The organism is Streptomyces sp. NBC_01716, assembly GCF_036248275.1.
Lineage (GTDB): Bacteria > Actinomycetota > Actinomycetes > Streptomycetales > Streptomycetaceae > Streptomyces.
This window is the reverse complement of sequence record NZ_CP109181.1, coordinates 6,076,788-6,095,403: the sequence shown is the minus strand read 5'-3', so window position 1 is coordinate 6,095,403 and position 18,616 is coordinate 6,076,788. Positions and strand designations below refer to the sequence as shown.

Annotated in this window: 9 protein-coding genes and 3 tRNA genes; 3 read left to right on the top strand and 9 right to left on the bottom strand. The window is 67.5% G+C overall.

The genetic code is table 11. From position 1 onward, the window contains the following. Nucleotides 1-43: 43 nt before the first annotated feature. The 3 genes from OIE74_RS26830 to OIE74_RS26820 all read right to left on the bottom strand — a co-directional run bounded on the left by OIE74_RS26830 (nucleotide 44) and on the right by OIE74_RS26820 (nucleotide 2,401). Nucleotides 44-511, bottom strand: coding sequence for a glycine-rich domain-containing protein (locus OIE74_RS26830; protein ID WP_329387991.1), 468 nt, complete (start codon nucleotides 509-511; stop codon nucleotides 44-46). Nucleotides 512-665: 154 nt separating this feature from the next. Further along, on the bottom strand, nucleotides 666-809 hold the full coding sequence (locus OIE74_RS26825) for a hypothetical protein (RefSeq protein WP_329387989.1): 144 nt from the start codon (nucleotides 807-809) through the stop codon (nucleotides 666-668). A gap of 398 nt (nucleotides 810-1,207) precedes the next feature. Continuing rightward, nucleotides 1,208-2,401, bottom strand: a complete 1,194-nt coding sequence (locus tag OIE74_RS26820) for a helix-turn-helix domain-containing protein (RefSeq protein WP_329387987.1) — start codon at nucleotides 2,399-2,401, stop codon at nucleotides 1,208-1,210. Nucleotides 2,402-3,132: 731 nt separating this feature from the next. On the opposite strand from OIE74_RS26820, the gene OIE74_RS26815 reads away from it, so the two are divergent. Then, complete coding sequence (locus OIE74_RS26815) at nucleotides 3,133-3,624, top strand: hypothetical protein (protein WP_329387985.1); 492 nt, start codon at nucleotides 3,133-3,135, stop codon at nucleotides 3,622-3,624. A gap of 772 nt (nucleotides 3,625-4,396) precedes the next feature. Here the strand turns inward: OIE74_RS26815 and OIE74_RS26810 are convergent. From OIE74_RS26810 to OIE74_RS26785, 6 genes are all read right to left on the bottom strand, one after another. Next, nucleotides 4,397-10,999, bottom strand: coding sequence for an RHS repeat-associated core domain-containing protein (locus OIE74_RS26810; protein ID WP_329387983.1), 6,603 nt, complete (start codon nucleotides 10,997-10,999; stop codon nucleotides 4,397-4,399). A 181-nt stretch (nucleotides 11,000-11,180) separates the two neighbouring features. Then, a complete protein-coding gene (locus OIE74_RS26805) occupies nucleotides 11,181-14,936 on the bottom strand; it encodes a LamG domain-containing protein (protein WP_443076239.1) in 3,756 nt (1,251 codons plus the stop codon). A 442-nt stretch (nucleotides 14,937-15,378) separates the two neighbouring features. Beyond that, on the bottom strand, nucleotides 15,379-15,546 hold the full coding sequence (locus OIE74_RS26800) for a hypothetical protein (RefSeq protein WP_329387978.1): 168 nt from the start codon (nucleotides 15,544-15,546) through the stop codon (nucleotides 15,379-15,381). Nucleotides 15,547-16,024: 478 nt separating this feature from the next. Then, a tRNA-Ile gene (locus OIE74_RS26795) sits at nucleotides 16,025-16,098 on the bottom strand. A 211-nt stretch (nucleotides 16,099-16,309) separates the two neighbouring features. Further along, nucleotides 16,310-16,382: transfer RNA gene (locus OIE74_RS26790), tRNA-Asn, on the bottom strand. 5 nt (nucleotides 16,383-16,387) lie between these two features. Beyond that, nucleotides 16,388-16,460: transfer RNA gene (locus tag OIE74_RS26785), tRNA-Asn, on the bottom strand. A gap of 203 nt (nucleotides 16,461-16,663) precedes the next feature. On the opposite strand from OIE74_RS26785, the gene OIE74_RS26780 reads away from it, so the two are divergent. Both OIE74_RS26780 and OIE74_RS26775 read left to right on the top strand, forming a co-directional pair. Further along, on the top strand, nucleotides 16,664-16,960 hold the full coding sequence (locus OIE74_RS26780; RefSeq protein ID WP_329387976.1) for a YtxH domain-containing protein: 297 nt from the start codon (nucleotides 16,664-16,666) through the stop codon (nucleotides 16,958-16,960). A 77-nt stretch (nucleotides 16,961-17,037) separates the two neighbouring features. Beyond that, nucleotides 17,038-18,489 (top strand): FGGY family carbohydrate kinase, encoded by a 1,452-nt coding sequence (locus OIE74_RS26775; protein ID WP_329387974.1) that lies wholly within the window; start codon nucleotides 17,038-17,040, stop codon nucleotides 18,487-18,489. Nucleotides 18,490-18,616: the final 127 nt, after the last annotated feature.

Below are 18,616 nucleotides of genomic sequence, written 5' to 3'. Positions count from 1 at the left end.
GGCCTGGCCACAGCGTGGCACAGGGCGAGGAGCGGCGCAGTGATCAGCGCATGTTGTGCTTCGGGCTGTTGTGGCAGCTCGCGTGACACTGCGAGCAGTCGGCGATGTCCAGCTCCGGCCAGAACTCCATGTCGACCAGGAATCCGGCCTCGGTGATCGCCTCGACAGTCCGGGCGCGCAGGGCCTTGCCGCCGCCGTGCTCGTCCTTGTCGAGGAATCCGGGCTGGTGGTCGACGAACCGGCCCAGCGTGTTCTGGCAGAACTCGCGGTACGCCTTCGTGTGCAGAAGGAAGGCGTGCCAGAAGTCGTCAACGAGCGGCGACGGGCTGACGGGCTGGGCGCTGCGGACGCCGGCCGCCAGGAAAGCGAGCATCTGTCCGGTGCCGCGGTGAGCGAACTCGGCGCTCATCTCGGGGAACTTGTCGAGCATGTTCGCGACGAGGATGCCGCGCATCTCTTGGTCGAGCAAGGTTGCTGCGTCGACGGCGGAACGGGGCTGTGCGGTAGTCATGACGGTGGTCCTCCCTGGTTGGGTGGTGCACTGCATGTACTTGCCGCCCCGCCCCGGGTGCCGACTGCCTGGAAGGTGCCCGGGGCGGGGGTTTTTCCCCTCGTCCCGCTGGAGTTCCCCAGCGACAGCGGGACGAGGGAGTCTCAGGGCGCGGTCAGAGGTAGGTGCGGCCGGTCAGCTTCTTCTGGCAAAGCTCCTTGTGGAGCCAGATCGGGCCGCCGCCGACGGATCCCTGCTCCACGTCGCGGCGCTCACCCTGGCCGCAGGCAATGGGCTTGTCGCATCGGGCGCAGATCATGACGCGGACCGCCTCGCGCGGGCCGCGCTCTTTGCCTCACGCCACGCGGCGCGGATCTTGGCGGCGTCCGCGCAGTCCACTCCCTGAGTGCGGCAGTGGGCGCAGTCCTTGACGTGCGCCATGAACTCTTTACTCGTTCTGCGCTGCTCGGGATCCGGATCGAGCGGGACCGCCCCACGCATTGCCGGATCGCCCGCCATGTCGTGCAGCGGACTGGCTGTGGCGCCTTCAGCGGGCGGTCGGTGTGTCACGGTCGGCTCCCTGGGGGATGGGAGCGGCGCCGGAAGTCTCTGGCGGAGTTGTCCGGCGCCGCAATGTGCCGACCACGCTAGGTATCCGCGCGATCACACCCCAGGGGCGAGCAGTACCACTTTACGGACCTGGTAGGACACCGCGCCCTACCCGGCAAGTCCGAGTCGGGCGGCCAGCCCCAGCACCTCGGTGTCCGCGCGGGAGGCGCGCCCCCTCAACTCTTCCACCAGACGCCGCGAGGTGGAGTGGTACCGCATCCACTCCGGGGCGTCAGCCTCGGCCAGCAGCAACGCCCGGCCCGCTGAACGGTCCTTGCCGAGGTCGTTGTAGGCGAGCGCCCGATCCACCTGGAAGCGGGCGCGCCAAGTCGGTGGTAGGGAAGCGAGGTTGGGGATGGTGCGCGCGGCAACGATCGCCTCGTCGGCCTTCTCCATCTCCACCAGGAAGTTGACGTTGGCGATACCAGTGTTCGTCGGCCCAAACGGGGTGGCGTAGACGAGGCGGTCCTCGCCCATGCTCTCGGCCGCGCCCTTCGCCAGCCGCATCAGGTCGGCGACCGCCTCGTGCTTCTCCTGCCGTACAGCGGCCGTTGCCGCGCGCAGCAGGAGGATTCCCCACAGGGCGAGGTCCTGCGGTGAGGACCGGAAGCCGGGCTCGATCTTCTCCGCGCGGGCTAGGGCCACGCGCTCGGCGTCGGCGAGCCGACCCTGCCGGGTGAACACCCAGGACAGAGTGGACGCGGCCATCGTCTCAAGGCCCGGGTCGTCGCCCTCGCGGATCGCGGCAAGGGAACGCTCCATCGCCGTGAACGCGGCATCTTCCTTGCCGAGTCCGGTGAGCGTCGTCGCGGCAACCTGGTAGGCCACGGCAAGGACGGAGTTTGCCGCTGCCCGGTCGCTGCCGGTCGAGGCGTGGACAGCTGCGCGGGCGTCGCGGATGAGCTGCGGGAGCAGGGTGCCGATCTCGCCCATGCGGCCCTCTTTGCGGATGTTCTCCGTTGAGCGCAGAGAGGCGCGAAGGTCGTCGATGGTGGGCGGGTCCTCGGGGTCGGCGTCGCCTCCGAGGAAATCAGCGACCGGTGAGACGGCTTCCCGCAGTGCCAGGACGGACGGAAGCCCGTCCTCCTCATCGTGGACCTCGAACGTCGTGGGCTGCCCGACGAGGTAGCTCGGTTCGGTGTCCAGGGCGCTCGCGAGGGCGTTGATGGTGGAGAGCCGCGCCGAGTTCCGGCGGCCCTGCTCCAGTTTCCGAACTACGTCGACCGAGAGGCCGGCACGCTCGGCCAGTTGCTCTTGGGTCAGCTTCCGTCGTAGCCGCAGTTCCGCAAGGCGGTCGCCCATGCCTGATTCGTACATTGAAGTCACAGCTACCCCCGCCAGAGAGTGAGGGATCCACGGTACTGCCGAGCACGACGAAACGCCCCGCCCTCCCGGAGGAGAGCGGGGCGCGGTCGTTCAGGGGTATTGGCGTCGGGTGGGGTCGAGGCCGAGCGCTTGCGGGGTGCCCGGGTCCGGCTCCGGTGGTGCGCTGTCGCGTCGGCAGACGAGCGCGTCCGGGTCGGACGGCGGGGGTTGGAGGCTGTACCCGGTGGGGCAGGTCTGGCCGTCGGCGCCGTTCGCCCCGTCCTTGCCGTCGGTCCCGTTGGCGCCGTCCGCCCCCGAAGGCCCGGCCGGGCCCGGTACTCCCTGCGGACCGGCAGGACCCGGCTCGCCAACGACTGACGCCCCGTCCTGGCCCGGGGTCCCCGGCTCTCCGGGCTCGTCCCGTCGTCACCGGGCATGCCCTCAGGGCCCGTTGGCCCAACGGGGCCTTGCTCACCCCGAGGACCCGCCGGCCCGACGATGCCCTCCCCCGGCAGCCCGCGCGACCCCGGAGGGCCGGCCACCGGCTTGGCGCCGAGACGCTGCACCTGGACAGCCAGCGCGTCCCTGGCTTCGTTCCCTTCCCGCAGATCCTGTGACAGGTCCTCGACCGCGCGTGTCCGCCTGAGGATGCACGCGCAGCCTCACCCTGGCAGTCGCAACCGCGAGGCCAGTGCTGCTCGATCCGACGAACGAAGGAGACATGCCCTGTGAAACTCGAAGTCGAGAAAGAGCTCGTCCGCTGGAAGGAAGCCTGGGACAAAACTCAGGAATGCGCTGTCAACGCGCTCACCGTAGCCCTGCCCGGACTGGGCGCCTCCAAGACACCCACGTACTGCTGTCCCGTAACTCTCAGCATTGACCGCCCCAACGAACTCGGCACGGGCCGGATCTGTGTCGACGACGACATCAAGGCCACCGTCGAACTGGACTCGTCGCCCAACCCCGTGATCGCTGAGGCCGTCGATGCCCTCTTCGGGATCGCCTGGTTCGACGGCGCCGACGGCCCGCTGGGGGATGAGGGGCCCGGCACCTACAACTACGACGACGAGATGACCGGCGGGGAGTACGAGGTCGAACTCGGGACGGACGGCGCCGGCCGCGTCTACATCGCCTGCGTACCCGTCGGTTTCGCCGTCGAATTCCTGGACGCGCTGAGCACCGCCCAGGACAACCAGCGGAAGAGAGCCACTCCCGTCTGACCGGACCTGATGGTGCCGGTGCCGGACCGGCTCAACCCCGGTCCGGCACCAACCTCCCGCTGTCGCGGCGATCGTCACCTACGGAAAGGAGTCGCCGGCCTCCGTATGGCGTTCGCGCCATACAACTCCGTGCTGGTGTCCACCCTGGAGCACGCCGACCGCGTTGAACTGCACTTCCTGCCAACATACTCGCTCAAGTGAAACCCTTTTGGTTTCTGATCAAGAGGACGAAGTTCGACCGAAAGTCTGAACATCACAGGCGTCCGGGTCTCCCAAGAACTCGTACAGTCGAGGATCTTCACGATCCCCTTCTACATAGAGACCTGCACCGTAATATCCTCCCTCGGTGTCACTGTCCCAGAATCCACTGATCTCGTGGAATGACAGGCTGACAGGGAAGCCCGAATCGCCTTCCGCCGTCAGCTCCCACGTCCCGCTGCCGACTTTTCGAGGGGGGCCGTCCACATCCGTCGGCCATCCTTGAGTGGTGAATTTCCCATCACCGCTCAGCACAATCGACAGATCGGAATGGCGATACGTGCCAATCAGGTCATTTCTAGTGAGATCGCGTGGACGCTCCCCTCCCGCGCGACATTCGGAGCCGACCGCGCATCCACCAACCACGGTCGCGGCAATCACAGCAGCCGCGCAGGCCCTTGCAACAGCTCGTACGCACACGTTCACCCTCCACCAATCATGCTGTCGGAGAATATCACCCCGGACGGACCCGAGCCGGGAGTGGATCTCCCGCCGCCCACCTCAACGAGATCCATCACCGGGCAAGCGGGGATCCGAAGTAGATGACGCCACGGAATGTAATCTCCATGTCATGCACTCGGCCAGCACCTCGGGCAGCGATGATTCCATCATTGTCTATCCATCGCTGAATGAAGCGCTCGGACGGTGTGCCATACCCGGTCGCAATGTGCGCGAGCGAGGATGCCGTCATCGAGTTTTTTATGGTCATCCGGTACTGCAGTCCACGCCCGTTGGCACGCAAGACCTCGTATTTAGCCGTATAGGAACCGAGAGCGGCGGTCGCAAGGTTGTGGTCGCCCGTCACCAGAGACTTCACATCAGACTTGAACTGCGAGGCGCCACCATCACCATCATCAGAAATGGAATTACTCAGCCTTCCACTGATCTTCCCGCTGCGATAGTTTTTCAGAATTTCCTTACGCTGCGCCGCCGTCAGGTCGGTCATCATGACCTGCAGCGCGATCTCACTGTCCTGGCCGTACACCCCCGACCGATCGAGCAAGCCGGCAGCCCACTTCGCGCCCAGCTCACGAAAGCCATCATCCCCGCCGCCTAGCACTCCGTCTTCGGGATTGCACATCAGCTCAATCGGATACATGCCGCATGTACTTTCCCGCGTATATTCCGGGGAAGCCACGAGAGGCGGAATAAACGGCATCAGAATGGGCTGAGGACCGATCAACGGCCCTTGTGCGGTCCCGCAAGCTGCCCCGCACGGCGGATAGGTCCCTGTGGCGGAAGTGCCGCCACCGCCACCGCCGCCACCGCCGGCATTGCCACCGCCACCACCGCCGCCCCCTCCGCTTATGGTGCCGAGGATGGGGTTGTGGTCGTCATCCCACATCGGGCCTCCGCCGGTGCATGCGGAGATGATGCCGCACTGGCCGCCGCCCGGGTCTCGCAGGCCGGTGGGGTCGCTGCTGGTCGGGGGGTGGTTGTTGGCGTAGGAGTAGCCGTTGAGGGACTGGTGCTGGTCGAGGGAGAGCAGGGGGTCGACGCTGATGAACTGGCCGAGGCCCGGGTCGTATTCGCGGGCGCCGATGTGGGTGAGGCCGGTGGTGGTGTCGGCCGGTTTGCCGAGGAAGCCCTTGTCGTCGGGCCAGTTGGTGGGTGTGGTGCCGCGGGGGGCGCCGAAGGGGGTGGTGTGGCGCTTGGTGAAGGCGTAGGTGGTGGAGTCGATGGCGAGGCTGGAGGTGCCGTGGTGGTCGGCGGCGAGGAAGCTGAGCTTGGTGGTAGTGACGCCCGTGGTGGCCGTGCGGACGGCGATGGTCTGGCCCGCGGCCTGGTAGTAGCGGGTGCCCGTCAGGGTTTTGGTCGTGCCCTTGGTGGTGAGGCGGACCTCGGTATTGCCGAGGTAGAGGACCGTGTCGCCGTCACCGGTGGTGTTACGGCTGATGAGCAGTTCGCCGCCGGCGTCGTAGAGGTAGCTGGTGCCGGTCGCGGGCTTGGTCCCGGCCGCCGGCTCCGTGGCGGAGACGAGCTCGCCTTCGCTGTTCCAGGTCAGGGTCTGCCTGGCCTGGACTCCGGGACGGCTGATGGTGTTGCCCGCCGAGTCGTACTCATAGTCGCCCGCCTTCGCGCCGGTGGTGCCGGTGAGCGCGTGGGGCTGATCGGCCGGCGCGGGTGTGCCGTAGGTGTAGTTGGTGGTGTTGTTGCCCGCTGCGGCGTGCTGGGTTTCGGTCTGCCGCTGGCCGGCGGTGTTGTACGTGTAGCTCGTCCAGTACGGAGCGGCGCCGTCGATGTTGCCCGTGGTACGGCCGGAGGTGGCACAGTCCGCAGTTTTGGGTGTCCAGGCCTCGACGAGGCGACGGTGGCCGTCGTAGGTGAAGCACTGGTGGTCGGCTTTGGCGGTGCCGCCCTGGGTGGTGGCGTCGAAGATCGAGGTGACGTTGCCCGCGTCGTCCTGGGTGAACTTGAGTTCCTGCGGCATGTAGCCGTGGACGTCGTCGGTGACGTAGGAGCGGGTGAGGCGGCGGGTGCCCGGCTCGTAGTCGTAGTTGAGGGAGGCCTTGGGCGCCGTGCCGGCCGATTCCGTGCCGAGGACGAGCTGGCGCAGATCTCCGACGGGTGCGTACGTGGCATCGAGTAGGTAACTGTCCCTGCCGTCGGCGGTCAGTTGCTGCCCGTAGCCGTTGTAGGTGTTCGTGGTGAACTCGCTCGGCAAACCTGCGACGGCGGGGTAGTCCTCGCCTGTCAGGGTGCCGTCGATGGTGTTGTAGTTGCTGGCGCTCTTCAGTGTCTGTGGCACTCCGGCGGCGACGAGGGGGTCGGTTGCCGGGAGGGTGAGTTCGTTCTGCTGGGCGCGGTAGGCGGCGTCGTACTTGGTGACCTTCTGGGTGTACGCCTTGCTGGTGGGGGTGCCGACGCCGTTCTCGTAGCGGACCGAGGTGTCGGGCTTGCCCTTGGCGAGGGTGTCGAAGGTCCAGGCGGCGAGTTTGGTGGCGTCGGTCTTGGTGCCGTCCCACAGGCCGGTCTTGCGGCCGAGGACGTCGTATTCGGAGATGAGGGTCTTGTTCCGGCCGACGTCGGTGGTGGTGATGGCCTGGTCGAGTTGGTTGTAGTCCGTGGTGCTCTTGCCCTTGTCCGGGTCGCTGTTGCTGGTCTGGCGGCCGAACAGGTCGTAGCCGTAGCTCCAGGCGGCGTTGTCCGGGCCGGTGACGGTTTTCTGCTGTCCGGCCGGGGTGTACGTGAACTGGGTGGCGGTGAACGCGCTGCCGGTGGGCTGGGTGCCGGCGTACTCCCGGTTCTCTGTGGTGCGGCCGAGGGCGTCGGTGACCACAGCGGTGGCCTGTCCGCCCTTGGGGGCGGTCGTGGTGACGGTGTCCCCTGTGTAGGCCGTATCGGTGCTCCAGCGGGTGACGTTGAAGTTCTTCGTCACCGCTCGGACCGGGCGGCCGGCGCCGTCGTAGGTCGTGTCGGTCTGGATGGGTGCCTGGCCGGAGTCTGTCTCCACCACGGCGCCTGAGGGTGCGGCCTTCTCGTCCCAGATGTCGGCCTGTGCGGAAACGGCCAGGCCGCGCTCGTCGTAGAGAGTCTGGGCGATGGTCCGCCCCCCGACTGGGGAGGGCGACTGGACCTGACGGGGGCGCAGGAGCGAGTCGAAGATCTCGTAAGTGGTGTTGTAGATGCCCGAGCCGTCGCCGCGTATCACGCCGGTCGACGTCCAGGGAAGAGCGTTGGCGGTGACGGTGTATCCATAGACATAGGTCGGAGGGTTGCCGAGTGCCTTGGACGCCGTAGGGGGCCAGACCTTGATGATGCGGCCGAGGCTGTCGTACTCGTTGTCGGTGACCTTGTTGTTGGGGTCGGTGACGCGGGTGGCCGCGCCGGTCGCCGGATCCAGCAGGGAGGTGGTGGTCTGTGTCTTCGCGTTCGCGACCGTCGTCTTGGTCAGCGGGCCTGCCGCTGCCGGCACGTAGGCGGTGGTGGCGACCGTCGCGTCGTTGACGTCTTTGACCGTGAGAGGACGGCCGAGGGTGTCGTAGCTGGTCACCGCGGTTCGCTGCCAGGAGGGTGTGCCGTCGGCGGCGTAGCTCTTGGCCCGGCCTGTCCACCGGGCTTCGCCCTTGGTGGGAGTCTGGGTGGTGGTGTAGGACGTGGCGTCGTAAGCCGTCGCGGTGTCGGAGATGACATCGCCCGGCCGGGTCGAGTCGGTCGGCAGGTCGAGGTCCGCGTTCAGGACCGGGCACAGCTTGGCGATCACCCGGCCGCGGGAGACGAGGGAGTTGATCCCCACGGCGTCGTTGCGTGCGTAGGTGGTGCGGGTGCAGGTCTCGTCACCTGTTACGGCGTCATCGCCGCGGTCCTCGACCGTCGCGGGCATGCCGTAGCTGTCGAAGGTGGTGGCGGTGGTGCGTATCCGGTCCTTGGCCGTGCCGCTGGTGGTGACGTTGGTACGGGCGTGGGTGGCGGCGGTGCGGACGAAGTACGCCTCGGTGTCCGCGTAGGACTTGTGCTGGGTGGCCGTCTTCTTCGACCAGGGGTCGTTGATCTGGCCGCCGACTTCCTGGGCTCCGTTGTAGGTGACGGTTTCCCGGGTGAAGCCCGCGTACGGGTCGGAGTCGATGATCTCGCCGGCCTTGATGCCGGTCACTTTCGCCGTGCGCCGCTCGTCGGGGTCGGGGGTCTTACCGTCCGGGCCCAGGAGCCTGTCGCCGTCCATGCCCCGCAAGTACACACTGACCGTCTTGGACTGGGTCCGGTCGGACCGCCCGGTCAGATGGGTGACCTTCTCGAACCCGCGCCAGATCGACCAAGTACGTTCCTTCTCCTTGACCAGCGGGTCGTCGTTGTAGTGCCAGGCGCCTCCCCCGGCGTACTGATAGGTGTGGACCACGGCTTCCGAGCCGCCCAAGGGGTCCGTGGTGGACACCGAGGTGACCGGGTACTTCTGGAACCAGTCCAGCTGCGGGTCCTTGGCTCCGTTCGGGGACCAGTAGACCGGGAAGCAGTTACGGGTGTTCTGATCGGCCTTCGGCCTGGTCTGACCGGCGACACAGTCCTCGTCCGCGTACGTGACGATCGACTGCGCACCCGTCTCGGAAATGATCTGCTTCAAACGCGGCTTGTTCAGCGGCAAGATGTCGTCGCTGCCGCCGTCGACCCGGTTGGCACGCATCTCGTGATCGAAACTGACCGGAGACAGAGACAGATCCGCACCGTGCTTGCCGGTGTGCCGAATCTCGTCCAGCCACAACGACTGATCCGTCGAGTCCCCGGTGTCCCCCGGATCCAGATACTGCTGCTTCAGCGACCAGGCGTCGACCGGCGTGAAGCCGGGCGTAGCGGCAGCCGCGTCCCAGGCGTACGTCGTGACAGCGGTCATCCGCTTACGGGTGAAGAACGCGGGGCCGACGCTGCCGGTGCATTTGTCGCCGGTCTTGCACACGACGTCGAAAGGAACGTCGGGCCAGTTGTCACGGCTGTCTTCGGTCAGCTCGTCGCAACCGGTGCCACTCGCGGTGCAGCGCTCGGAGTAGTTGAAGGTGACCTTGTCCGAGGCTGCCGGGCTGCCGCTGAACAGGGCACCGGCGCGCTGACCGTAGCGGATCTCCTTCAGATAGCCGCCACGGGTGTAGCCGGTGCCGGTGCTGTCGTCGCCGAGAGTGTCGTAGTTGTTCGTCTCGGCGGCGTACCAGTAGGACATGGCGTTCTCGTGGAGGTCCTCGACGTAGTCGAGGTTCCACCGCCACGCCTGCGTCTTGTCCCGGCCGGACAGGCTGGTGCCATCCGCGTAGCCGGGCTCGCCGGAGTCGTCGCCGAAGACCGGGACCGTCCACACCGACTGCGTGCGCTCATCGGCGGGCGCACCGGCGAGCTTGTTCAGGCCGAAGACATACTTGGTGCCCTCGCCGGTGATGACGGTCCAGAACTCGCCGTTGTCGTCACCGTTGTCCGCACCGGTGGAATGCGTGACAGTGGAGGCGTCGTCGTTCTTCAGCCGCCAGACACCAGTGGTGTCGTCCTTGACCAGTTCACTGGACTTGCCGTTGAGGACGAGGGAAGCGTTGTCGTACTTCCAGCACAGATCGAACTTGTCATCCTGGCCGTCGTCGTCACAAGAGCCGTACTTGCGCTCGACGTACGACGAGGTGAGGTCGAAACCCTCACCAACGGCCGTCCCCTGATTGTTCGTCGAGGCCGTCCGGCCGTCCACGCTGCCAGAATCATAGGAAATCGAAAGATCGGGTTCCGGCCCGGCCGCGGCGGGCGGCGTCCGCAACGGATAGGACCAGGCGAAGGTGCCCGAAGAACCTCCCGCCTCCCACGTGGACGAGGAGGACAAGGGGGTGGCCTTGAAGTCACCCGCACCCGACTCGGTGCCGGCCGCCAGCGCCAGCATCATCGTGGGCGGATTGGACCGGGCGGGCGCGGAGGGGAAGGTGAGCTGGGTTCCCAGCGTCTGTCCGGCCCGGTCGTTGTCGGACACCAGAGTCGTCCGCGTACGGCACGCGGCCTTGGCCGGGTCCTTGAGCGCGCAGTCGGGCAGGCGGACCATCCGCAGACGCCCGGCCCAGTCACCGCCGTATGCGGAGGCGAAAGCCGAGTAATCAACGCCCAGACGCGCGCGCCCCCCGCCCTTCGGACCAGTGAGGTTGAGGACGACACCCCTGACGCCCAGACGCCGCGCCGCCTCCTGGTCCAGCACCTCAGCCGTCACCGTGCCGGCTATGTCAGTGCGTTGTCCGGTGCCCTTCGCCGCGGAAGGCGCGGCCAGAGTAAGAGGCAGCGAACCCGGATCGGCCACAGCCGCCCGTGCCTCCCCATTGGGCAGCGTCAGCACGGCAGAACCACGAGTCGGCCAAGTCACCGATGTGGCCTGCTGGTTCTTCGCCCTGGTGATCGCGCTCCGATCGGCCTGCTCGGCCTTCTTCCGAGCGGCGGCCGTGCCCTTGTTCGTCTTGGCCGTGAACGCGGAGACCTCCGCCGACCGAGGCTCCGCGAGCTTCGCGACGCCCAGCGGATCGGGCTTGCCGAGCGGGCCGGCGAACGCGACTGGTGCGAGGAGACCAGGGAGCAGGATGAACCCGGTCACGACGGCCAAACGCCGAGACCACTGGCCTCTGCTACGCCAGTTGCGGCCAGCGAACTTCGTGGCCCATCTGAACGATTTCATTGAGAGCTCTCCTTAACGCACCCCAGCCACGGCATGCGCACTCCGCTCCCGCGTTACGGCAGGGAGCAAAACTCGAACAAAGGGTCCAGGAGGAAAACGCGGGGGAACTGGGCCCTCGCCGCCGGGGCGGCGAGGTTCGCAGAAGGAGTGGTGGCCAAGTGCCACCACCCTTCCTGCGCTTTCACGGCGCGGGCATCGCTGTGTCGTCGCCTGTGGTGCCCAAGACCTGGCCACTTACCTGCTCCCTGGTCATGGCGCCGGTCCAGATCCGCAGTTGTTCGAGCCCACCGGGAAGGTAGTAACCCGTGGTGCCACCCTGAGTGCCCCGGCCTGCGGCAAGTTCACCGCTGCCCTGCTGGGCGGCATCAAATCCCGGGCTGGTGCGACTAACGATGGCGGACGAACCGACGTATAGGTGCAGCGTCCCCAACCGCTCCAGCCTCTGGGCGGGGTTCCCCGGATCGGCGATCTCGTAAGACTCCTGGGCGTCGAAGACCCCCGTCACATCCACCCACGTGTCGACCTCGGCGACATCCGTGGCCGGGGTGATGGCGGTGTCCTTCGTCACCTTGCCCGAGGAATCGGTAGCGGTTCGGGTGAACTGCCACTGATACGTGTCGTCCGAAGGCTTGATGACCCACAGCGCCCACGACGACTGACCGCCACTGCGCTGCCCGGCCACCTGCGCCTTGTACCCGACCGGTTTGGTCGCCAGCTTCTGCCCGGCCAGCTGCACCCGCGCCGAGACGGTGAAGGAACCCGACTCGTCCACCACCGGCCCTTGTACCGAGGCGTAACCGGAAGTGCCGTCCAGGGTCAGGGCATTGTCGTCACCGTCGAGAACCGCGCCCGTCGCCGACAACTGCATCGCCGGATGCGGGTAAGGAGACAGCTCGCCGATCGTCGTCCCCGTAGCGGTGGTCGCATCCCACTGCGCCACCAGTTCATTGGCCGGTAGATTGCCTTCCTTGACGCGCGTCTCCTCCAGCACTTCCTCCGAAGTGAGGGCCCGCTGCCACACCGCCGACTCGTCGATACGCCCCCGGAAGAAGAAGCCGCTCTCGCCACGGATGACGGAACGCCCGAACTGCAAGCCTCCAAGGGCGTTCCAGGGCTTGTAGACGGCGCCCGCAGCTGTGGCCGCCGCAGCCAGCTTCACTGCGGTGCCCTGCGGCCGTCCGTTGACGTACAACTGCAGGGTGTCGTTCGCGGGGTCGGCGTCCGCCTGGGTGTCGAAGACCCCGGCGAGATGTGTCCAGACCCTAAGAGGCGGATTGATGGTGTCAGCCTTCGACGTGATGATCACCGGTGTTGCCGAGTCGGCAACGGTGTGGCTGAACACCCAGCCCTTCGACGAGGACGAGTAGTACAGGGCGAACGCCTGTGCCTGGGAACCCGGTGCCGTCATCACCATGCGGCTGGTCGACGCGTCGGTCAGATAGGCCCAGGTGGAGAACGTCAGGGAATCCGCGGTGTTGACGGCAGCCGTGCTCGTGGAGGCGTACGCCTGCTGGTTGGCGGGATCGGCGCTGTCCAGCCACAGAGACTGATCGGCCTCTCCGCGCCGTGCCATCGTCGACCAGCCCGCCCCCGCCGTCCGCAGGGTGGCGTCGTGACGGGTACCGACAGTCGCAGTGTCCTTGGCGACCGTCACCCCGGAACCCGCGACACCGTCATCGAAGCGCCAGCGGCCCACCTCGCCTTCCGCCAGTGCCACCTTGAACGTGAACTCCGTCGGCGGACCGAATCGGTTACGCACATCCTTGGCCTCCACCGAAAGCACCTGGGTGCCCCCGAGCTTCGGCACGACCATCTTCTCCGTGTAGGTGGAGCCGGTGACTTCCTTCGTCTCGGACCCCGAAGCACTCAGCAGACGCCACCGGAAACCCGTGATGTCCGCATCGGAGGCATGGTGTTCGAAGGTGAACGTGCCCGGCACGCCCGGACCGCCCTTGCCCTCACACAGATCCGCCGTGCACGCGGTGTAAGGGGAGACGGACTTGACGACAGGAGCCTTCGGCGCCGTCGAATCGATCTTGAAGTAGCACCAAGGGGAGAAGGCCGAGGCCAGCTCGCCCGTCTTGCCTCCGTACGACCAACGCGACTGCGTACGCGCCCGGTAGCGGTACTCCGTGCCGTCCGTACGGTTGGTGGTACGCGTCTTCTCCAGCGTGCCGTCCGGATCGAACCCGCTCGTGGGCGCGGTGTCGCTCCAGATCTCCTCCCACGTCCCGTCGGCCAGCTTCCGAGCCGCGCGAAACCCCGCCTGCAAGGAACCCTTCTCCTCGCCCACCTTGGGCTGGACCTTCGTCTGCACCCTGGCCTGCACCATCGGATCCAGACGCGACACGATCAACGGCGCGTCGGGATCGGTCCGGCAGTACGCGGTTGTCCCGTCTCCCGGGATCAGACCGACACTTGTGGGTACGCCCGGCTGCGCGACGTACGTGACCTGGAGCTCGGCGTTCTTGTCGAACCGCTTCCACGCCCGCGGGTCCTGCTCGTCCTTCGCCCACAGCATCAGCGTCAGCCGGGAGAACTTCCCGTCGGCGAACGCCCGCACCGTCGGGGTCAGGTTCTCGTTCAACTGGGCCGGATCGTCATTGAACTCGATCCACTCGTCCGGCTGCGAGGGGCTGCAGTTGTCGCCCCGGCCGGCCGACACGAGCCGATCGCCCATGTGGTCGATGACCGACGGGCCCGGCCATCTGGTGCCCTCCGAAATGTTGTTGGTGCGGGCGAGGTTCAGCCACTTGGCGTCGCAGTTGAACGACCACGTCTCATGCGCGCGGAACGTCGCGTCGAGTACATGCTTCCCGCTCAGCTTCGTCGGCACGAACTCGAAGTACATCCGGTCGATGTAGCCGGACCCGCAGTAGTAACCATCCGCGTTCCCACAAAGGCCGACACCCTTGTCCTCGGTGAACTGCCAGAACTTGTCGCCGTCGGAGGAGATCTTGGTGCGCTCGGAGGCGCCAAGACCGACCGGAGGGTCGATGTAGACGGGGTAGACCGTGTCACCTCCCCGGAGCAGACCGAGGTCGGGCCGCACCTGTACGGCGCCGTCGGCGACCTTCACCGGAAGTTCAGCCGTCGCGTCCCCCTCGCCCGGAACGGAGGGATCGGCGCCACCGTCCGCGGCTGGAGAGCCGGTTGACGTCAGGGAGCGCGCCGCCGGGGAGGACTCGTCGCTCCCGGCGGAGTCCCACATCAGACCGGCCGGCCCGTTGAAAACGGCGTTGCCATCCTCATCTACGGCCCGTAGACCGCCACCCGCACCGGCGATCACCTCAAGACCCTGGCCGGACGCGGCGAAAGTGATCTGCTCAAGCTCCGAACTGGCCGCTGCCTGGGCGGTCTTGACCGCCAGGACCTGCCGGTACCCCTCGGACGTCGCCGTCAGCCGCAGGTCCACCCCCGGCAGGACCTCCGCGTACGTGGCAGTCGCACCGTCCAGCGTCGGTACTGGCAAGGCCCCCGGCCAGTCCAACGCGAACGAACGGCGCCCGTCCCCCAGCCGGATCATGTCCCCGCCCTCGCCTCCACCGGAGAACGACAGACCCACCGCAGCCGCCTTCGGACCCACACTGCCGTCCGCGCGCCACACCAAGTCCACATCGATCACGGCCCACGAACCGTCAGCCTGCTTCACACGCTGGGGAGTCGTCGACTGGGTCAGCGTGAACGTACCGTCCGGATTCGCCACCGTCGTCGAATACGCGGTGCGCTGCCCCACGTCCTCGACCGGCTCACCGGAAGCGGCAGCCCGTGCGGACGCGCTCAGCGCCGGAGCCACGGCGGAAGCGGCCTGGACGGCAGTCGGCAGCGCCACCACGGTCGCCCCGCCCAGAAGCGCCGAGGCCACCACGACCGAGGCCACCCGCCGCCACGTGGCACGGCTTCTGAGGCCACGACAACAGCCCACTGCCCTACTCATTTTCCCCGCCCCAGGGTCACAAGATGTACACAGACTGGTGGACCCTAGGTGATCAACCATTCGCCCTGTCAAGGCACCGAGTTCCTCCCCAATCGAATCGAACCAGTCGTCAAATACGGACCGTGACCACGCAGCACGGATGATAAATCGACCATCCAATCCGAAATAGCACCTCAAACGCCTCGCAAGGCAAATAATTCATTGACACCGATGGAATACTGAGACAACACAGATCAAATAACCCGAAACAATACAAACGAAGATTTCTTTTCCCTCATCCCGACAGGAACGCCTTTTGCGGTGTTTGGGGAGTTGACGATCGGTCAGCTCCGAGAGGTACGTGCCACAGCGCTCCAGCTCGAAGCCACAGCCGTCCCAAGGAGCCCGGAACCCGAAGGCGTGACGTGGACGCTCTCCGGCCGGCGTCGACCTGCTGGCCCAGTCACCTCTGGCGGGCGGACTGCGCGGCCTGATCCGCGCAGTTCAGGAGGCCGACGACCGGCTGCTGCCGGGAAAGGGGCGCCGGGTCGACCGGGCAATCTCCCGGGACCTGGGCTTCGATGTAGTCGCTGCCGGCCTTGGTCAAGTTCGCCTCCACAGCGGGGGCCACGTTTTTTACTGAACGTCTGGATAGACAGGCACTGCGGTGGTCTCACCGGACCCAGTCTCGGTCCTTGTCCGGGAGCATCGCCCCCTGTGCGGCGTGGGCGCGGGGGGAGCGGCGGAAACGGCGGTTCACGTCAGACCACCCTGGGTCGGAGCCTAGGGGGCGCCACAGGATGGCTCAGCGGTTTTCGTCTGCGTGGCACTTGAATGACGCCCTGTCACCCTGCCCCACGCAACGGGCAACCGCCGGCTCCTGCCCTCGTCCTGCCAGCGCGGCGCCGTGAGCGGCATCCGCGGTCGGCCTGAAAGCATCCGGGTGTTCGATCCACTCGCATGCGCCAGGCGGGCATAGAACGCGGCTTCAGCACTTCGGGCGAGCATGGGGCGAGCAGATGATCATGGAGGCACGAAAAAGGCCCCCTCCGTAGAGGGGGCCGACCTGTTATTGCAGGTCAAAGGGGTGAACTTGCGGCGAGTCGCGGTGGGGCGAGTGGGACTCGAACCCACGGCCGACGGATTATGAGTCCGCTGCTCTAACCGGCTGAGCTACCGCCCCTAACGGCGCGTCGCGCACATTTGTGCGCGCCGTCTGCCGCAGCATAGCCGCTCATACGATCTCCTGCTTCGGATGGTCAGCAACGCCTGACCTTGAAGACTTCACCGTGCCCCGGCCGGTTCCAGGAAGCGCCCGAAGATCACCCGGAAGTTGGCCGGCCCGCCCCCGCAGGCACAAGAAAGAGGACCCCGAGGGGTCCTCTTTCCGTTTGCTCTCCCGGCTGGACTCGAACCAGCAACCCTCCGGTTAACAGCCGAATGCTCTGCCAATTGAGCTACAGGAGACCGCGCTCCCCCGACTGGACTCGAACCAGTAACCTGCCGGTTAACAGCCGGCTGCTCTGCCAATTGAGCTACAGGGGATTGCTGCGTTCGCACCGAACGTACCCGCTCCGGACTCCGCCGGGCGGCGGACGTCCGCTGCGACACATACATTAGCGCAAGCAGGGGGGTGCTCCGCCAATCGGTATCCCGCCGGGTCACACTGGGTGATCTCGGGCCTCGGGGGTAGGCGGACGTCACGGCTCAAGGTCCGATGCCAACGAACTAACGAAGGGTGGCAGGCCATGCGGCGCCTCATGTTCATCGCGGGACTGGCTGTCGGTTACGTACTCGGAACGAGGGCCGGACGTGAGCGCTACGAGCAGCTCAAAGAGTCCGCCACCCGGATCTCGCAGAACCCGGCCGTGCGCAACGCCGCCGAGACGGCCGCCATGTCCGGCCGTGAGTACGCGGGCAAGGCGTACCACTCGGTGAGCGACAAGGTCGGGGACAGGGTCCCGGAGTCCGTCGCCGACCGGGTCCGGTCCCTGCGCTCGCGCAACCACAACGGCGAGGACGACTGGGGAACCACCAACACCTGACCCGCCGCGCCGGTCCTCCCGCACCCCGGGCGGTCCCGGACGCCTCCGCGGCCTCGCGCGTGCGGCAGAATCGTGCCATGGGAATAGTCGCCGGGTTGGACAGTTCGTCGGGTTCCACGCGCATCATCGTGTGTGACGCGGACACGGGTGCCGTGCTGCGGCAGGGATACGCGATGCATCCCGTCGAGGCGAAGGCGACCGAGGTCGATCCGCAGGTCTGGCTGCTGTCGCTCGGCGAGGCCGCGGGCGGGGGGCTGCTGGAGGGTGTGGAGGCCATCGGCGTCTCCGCGCAGCAGCACGGGCTCGTGCCGCTGGACCAGGCCGGCAATCTCGTGCGCCCCGCCCTGCTCGGCAACGACAAGCGCGCGCAGGTCGCCGCCGCCGATCTGATCGACGCGCTCGGCGGGCGGCAGGCCTGGGCCGAGGCCGTCGGGTCGGTGCCGCAGGCGGGTCAACCGCTGGCGAAGCTGCGCTGGCTGGCGCGGAACGAACCGGAGGCGGCGCGGCGTACGGTGATGATCCTCCAGCCGCACGACTGGCTGGTGTGGCAGCTGCTCGGCCGGCCCGCCCGGCGGACGACGGACCGGGGGGCGGCGTCCGGCTCCGGTTTCTGGTCCGCCCGCACCGGTGCCTACCGGCCGGATCTGATGGAGCTCGCGCTGGGCCACCAGGCGGCGCTGCCGGAGGTGCTCGGCCCGGCCGAGGCCGCCGGGACCACGCCCGAAGGGCTGCTGATCTCCGCGGGTACGGGCGAGACCATGGCCGCCGCCTTCGGGCTCGGCGTCGGGATCGGCGACGCGGTCGTGTCGCTGGGCGCCTCCGGGTCGGTGATGACCGTGCACCACGAGGCGCTGGCGGATCCCTCCGGGATGATCACGTCGTTCGCCGACGCCACGGGGATGCATCTGCCGGTCGTCCATACGCTCAACGCCGTACGGGCCCTGCGCGGTACGGCGGAGCTGCTGGGGACCGAGGACCTGGACGAACTGTCGGCGCTGGCGCTCAAGTCCACGCCGGGCGCGTCCGGTCTGGTGTTCCTGCCCTATCTGGAGGGCGAGAAGACACCCCAACTGCCGCATACAGCGGGGACGTTGACCGGTCTGCGGCGGGAGTCGATGAAGCCGGAGCATCTGGCGCGGGCCGCGTTCGAGGGGATGCTCTGCTCGCTGGCCGACGCGATGGACGTGGTGCGCGGGCGCGGCGTCGAGGTGCGGCGGGTCTTTCTGCTGGGGGCGGCGGCCGGGCTGCCGGCCGTGCAGGTGTGCGCGCCGGGGATCTTCGGGGCGCAGGTCGTCGTGCCGGAGCCGGCCGACTACGCGGCGCTGGGGGCGGCCCGGCAGGCCGCCTGGGCGCTGGGGGTATCGAAGAACACGCTGTCCCCGCACAGCCCGCCCGAGTGGCGCGGTGCGGCGGCCCAGATCTTCGAGCCGGGGGAAGAGGCGGCGGTCGGCGCGGCGGTGCGGCAGCAGTACACGGCGGCGCGGGAGCAGATCCACCCGGGCGCGTTCGCGGCGGCGCCGGGGGCGTAGGGCGGGGCGGCAGGGGCGGAGCGCCAGGGGCGGCCGGGGGCGCAGGCCGGAGGGAGCCAGGGGTTCCGGTATGACAGTCGTTCTTGACCGGTCCTTTGTGGAAAACCCTTGGGATCCGGCGGGCGGC

What these genes read in the sequence shown, in the direction of transcription:
- OIE74_RS26780 (WP_329387976.1), top strand. Translation starts at nt 16,664, where the DNA reads ATGCGGCGCCTCATGTTCATCGCGGGACTGGCTGTCGGTTACGTACTC.
- OIE74_RS26775 (WP_329387974.1), top strand. Translation starts at nt 17,038, where the DNA reads ATGGGAATAGTCGCCGGGTTGGACAGTTCGTCGGGTTCCACGCGCATC.
- OIE74_RS26810 (WP_329387983.1), bottom strand. Translation starts at nt 10,999, where the DNA reads ATGAAATCGTTCAGATGGGCCACGAAGTTCGCTGGCCGCAACTGGCGT.
- OIE74_RS26825 (WP_329387989.1), bottom strand. Translation starts at nt 809, where the DNA reads ATGATCTGCGCCCGATGCGACAAGCCCATTGCCTGCGGCCAGGGTGAG.
- OIE74_RS26820 (WP_329387987.1), bottom strand. Translation starts at nt 2,401, where the DNA reads ATGGGCGACCGCCTTGCGGAACTGCGGCTACGACGGAAGCTGACCCAA.
- OIE74_RS26805 (WP_443076239.1), bottom strand. Translation starts at nt 14,936, where the DNA reads ATGAGTAGGGCAGTGGGCTGTTGTCGTGGCCTCAGAAGCCGTGCCACG.
- OIE74_RS26830 (WP_329387991.1), bottom strand. Translation starts at nt 511, where the DNA reads ATGACTACCGCACAGCCCCGTTCCGCCGTCGACGCAGCAACCTTGCTC.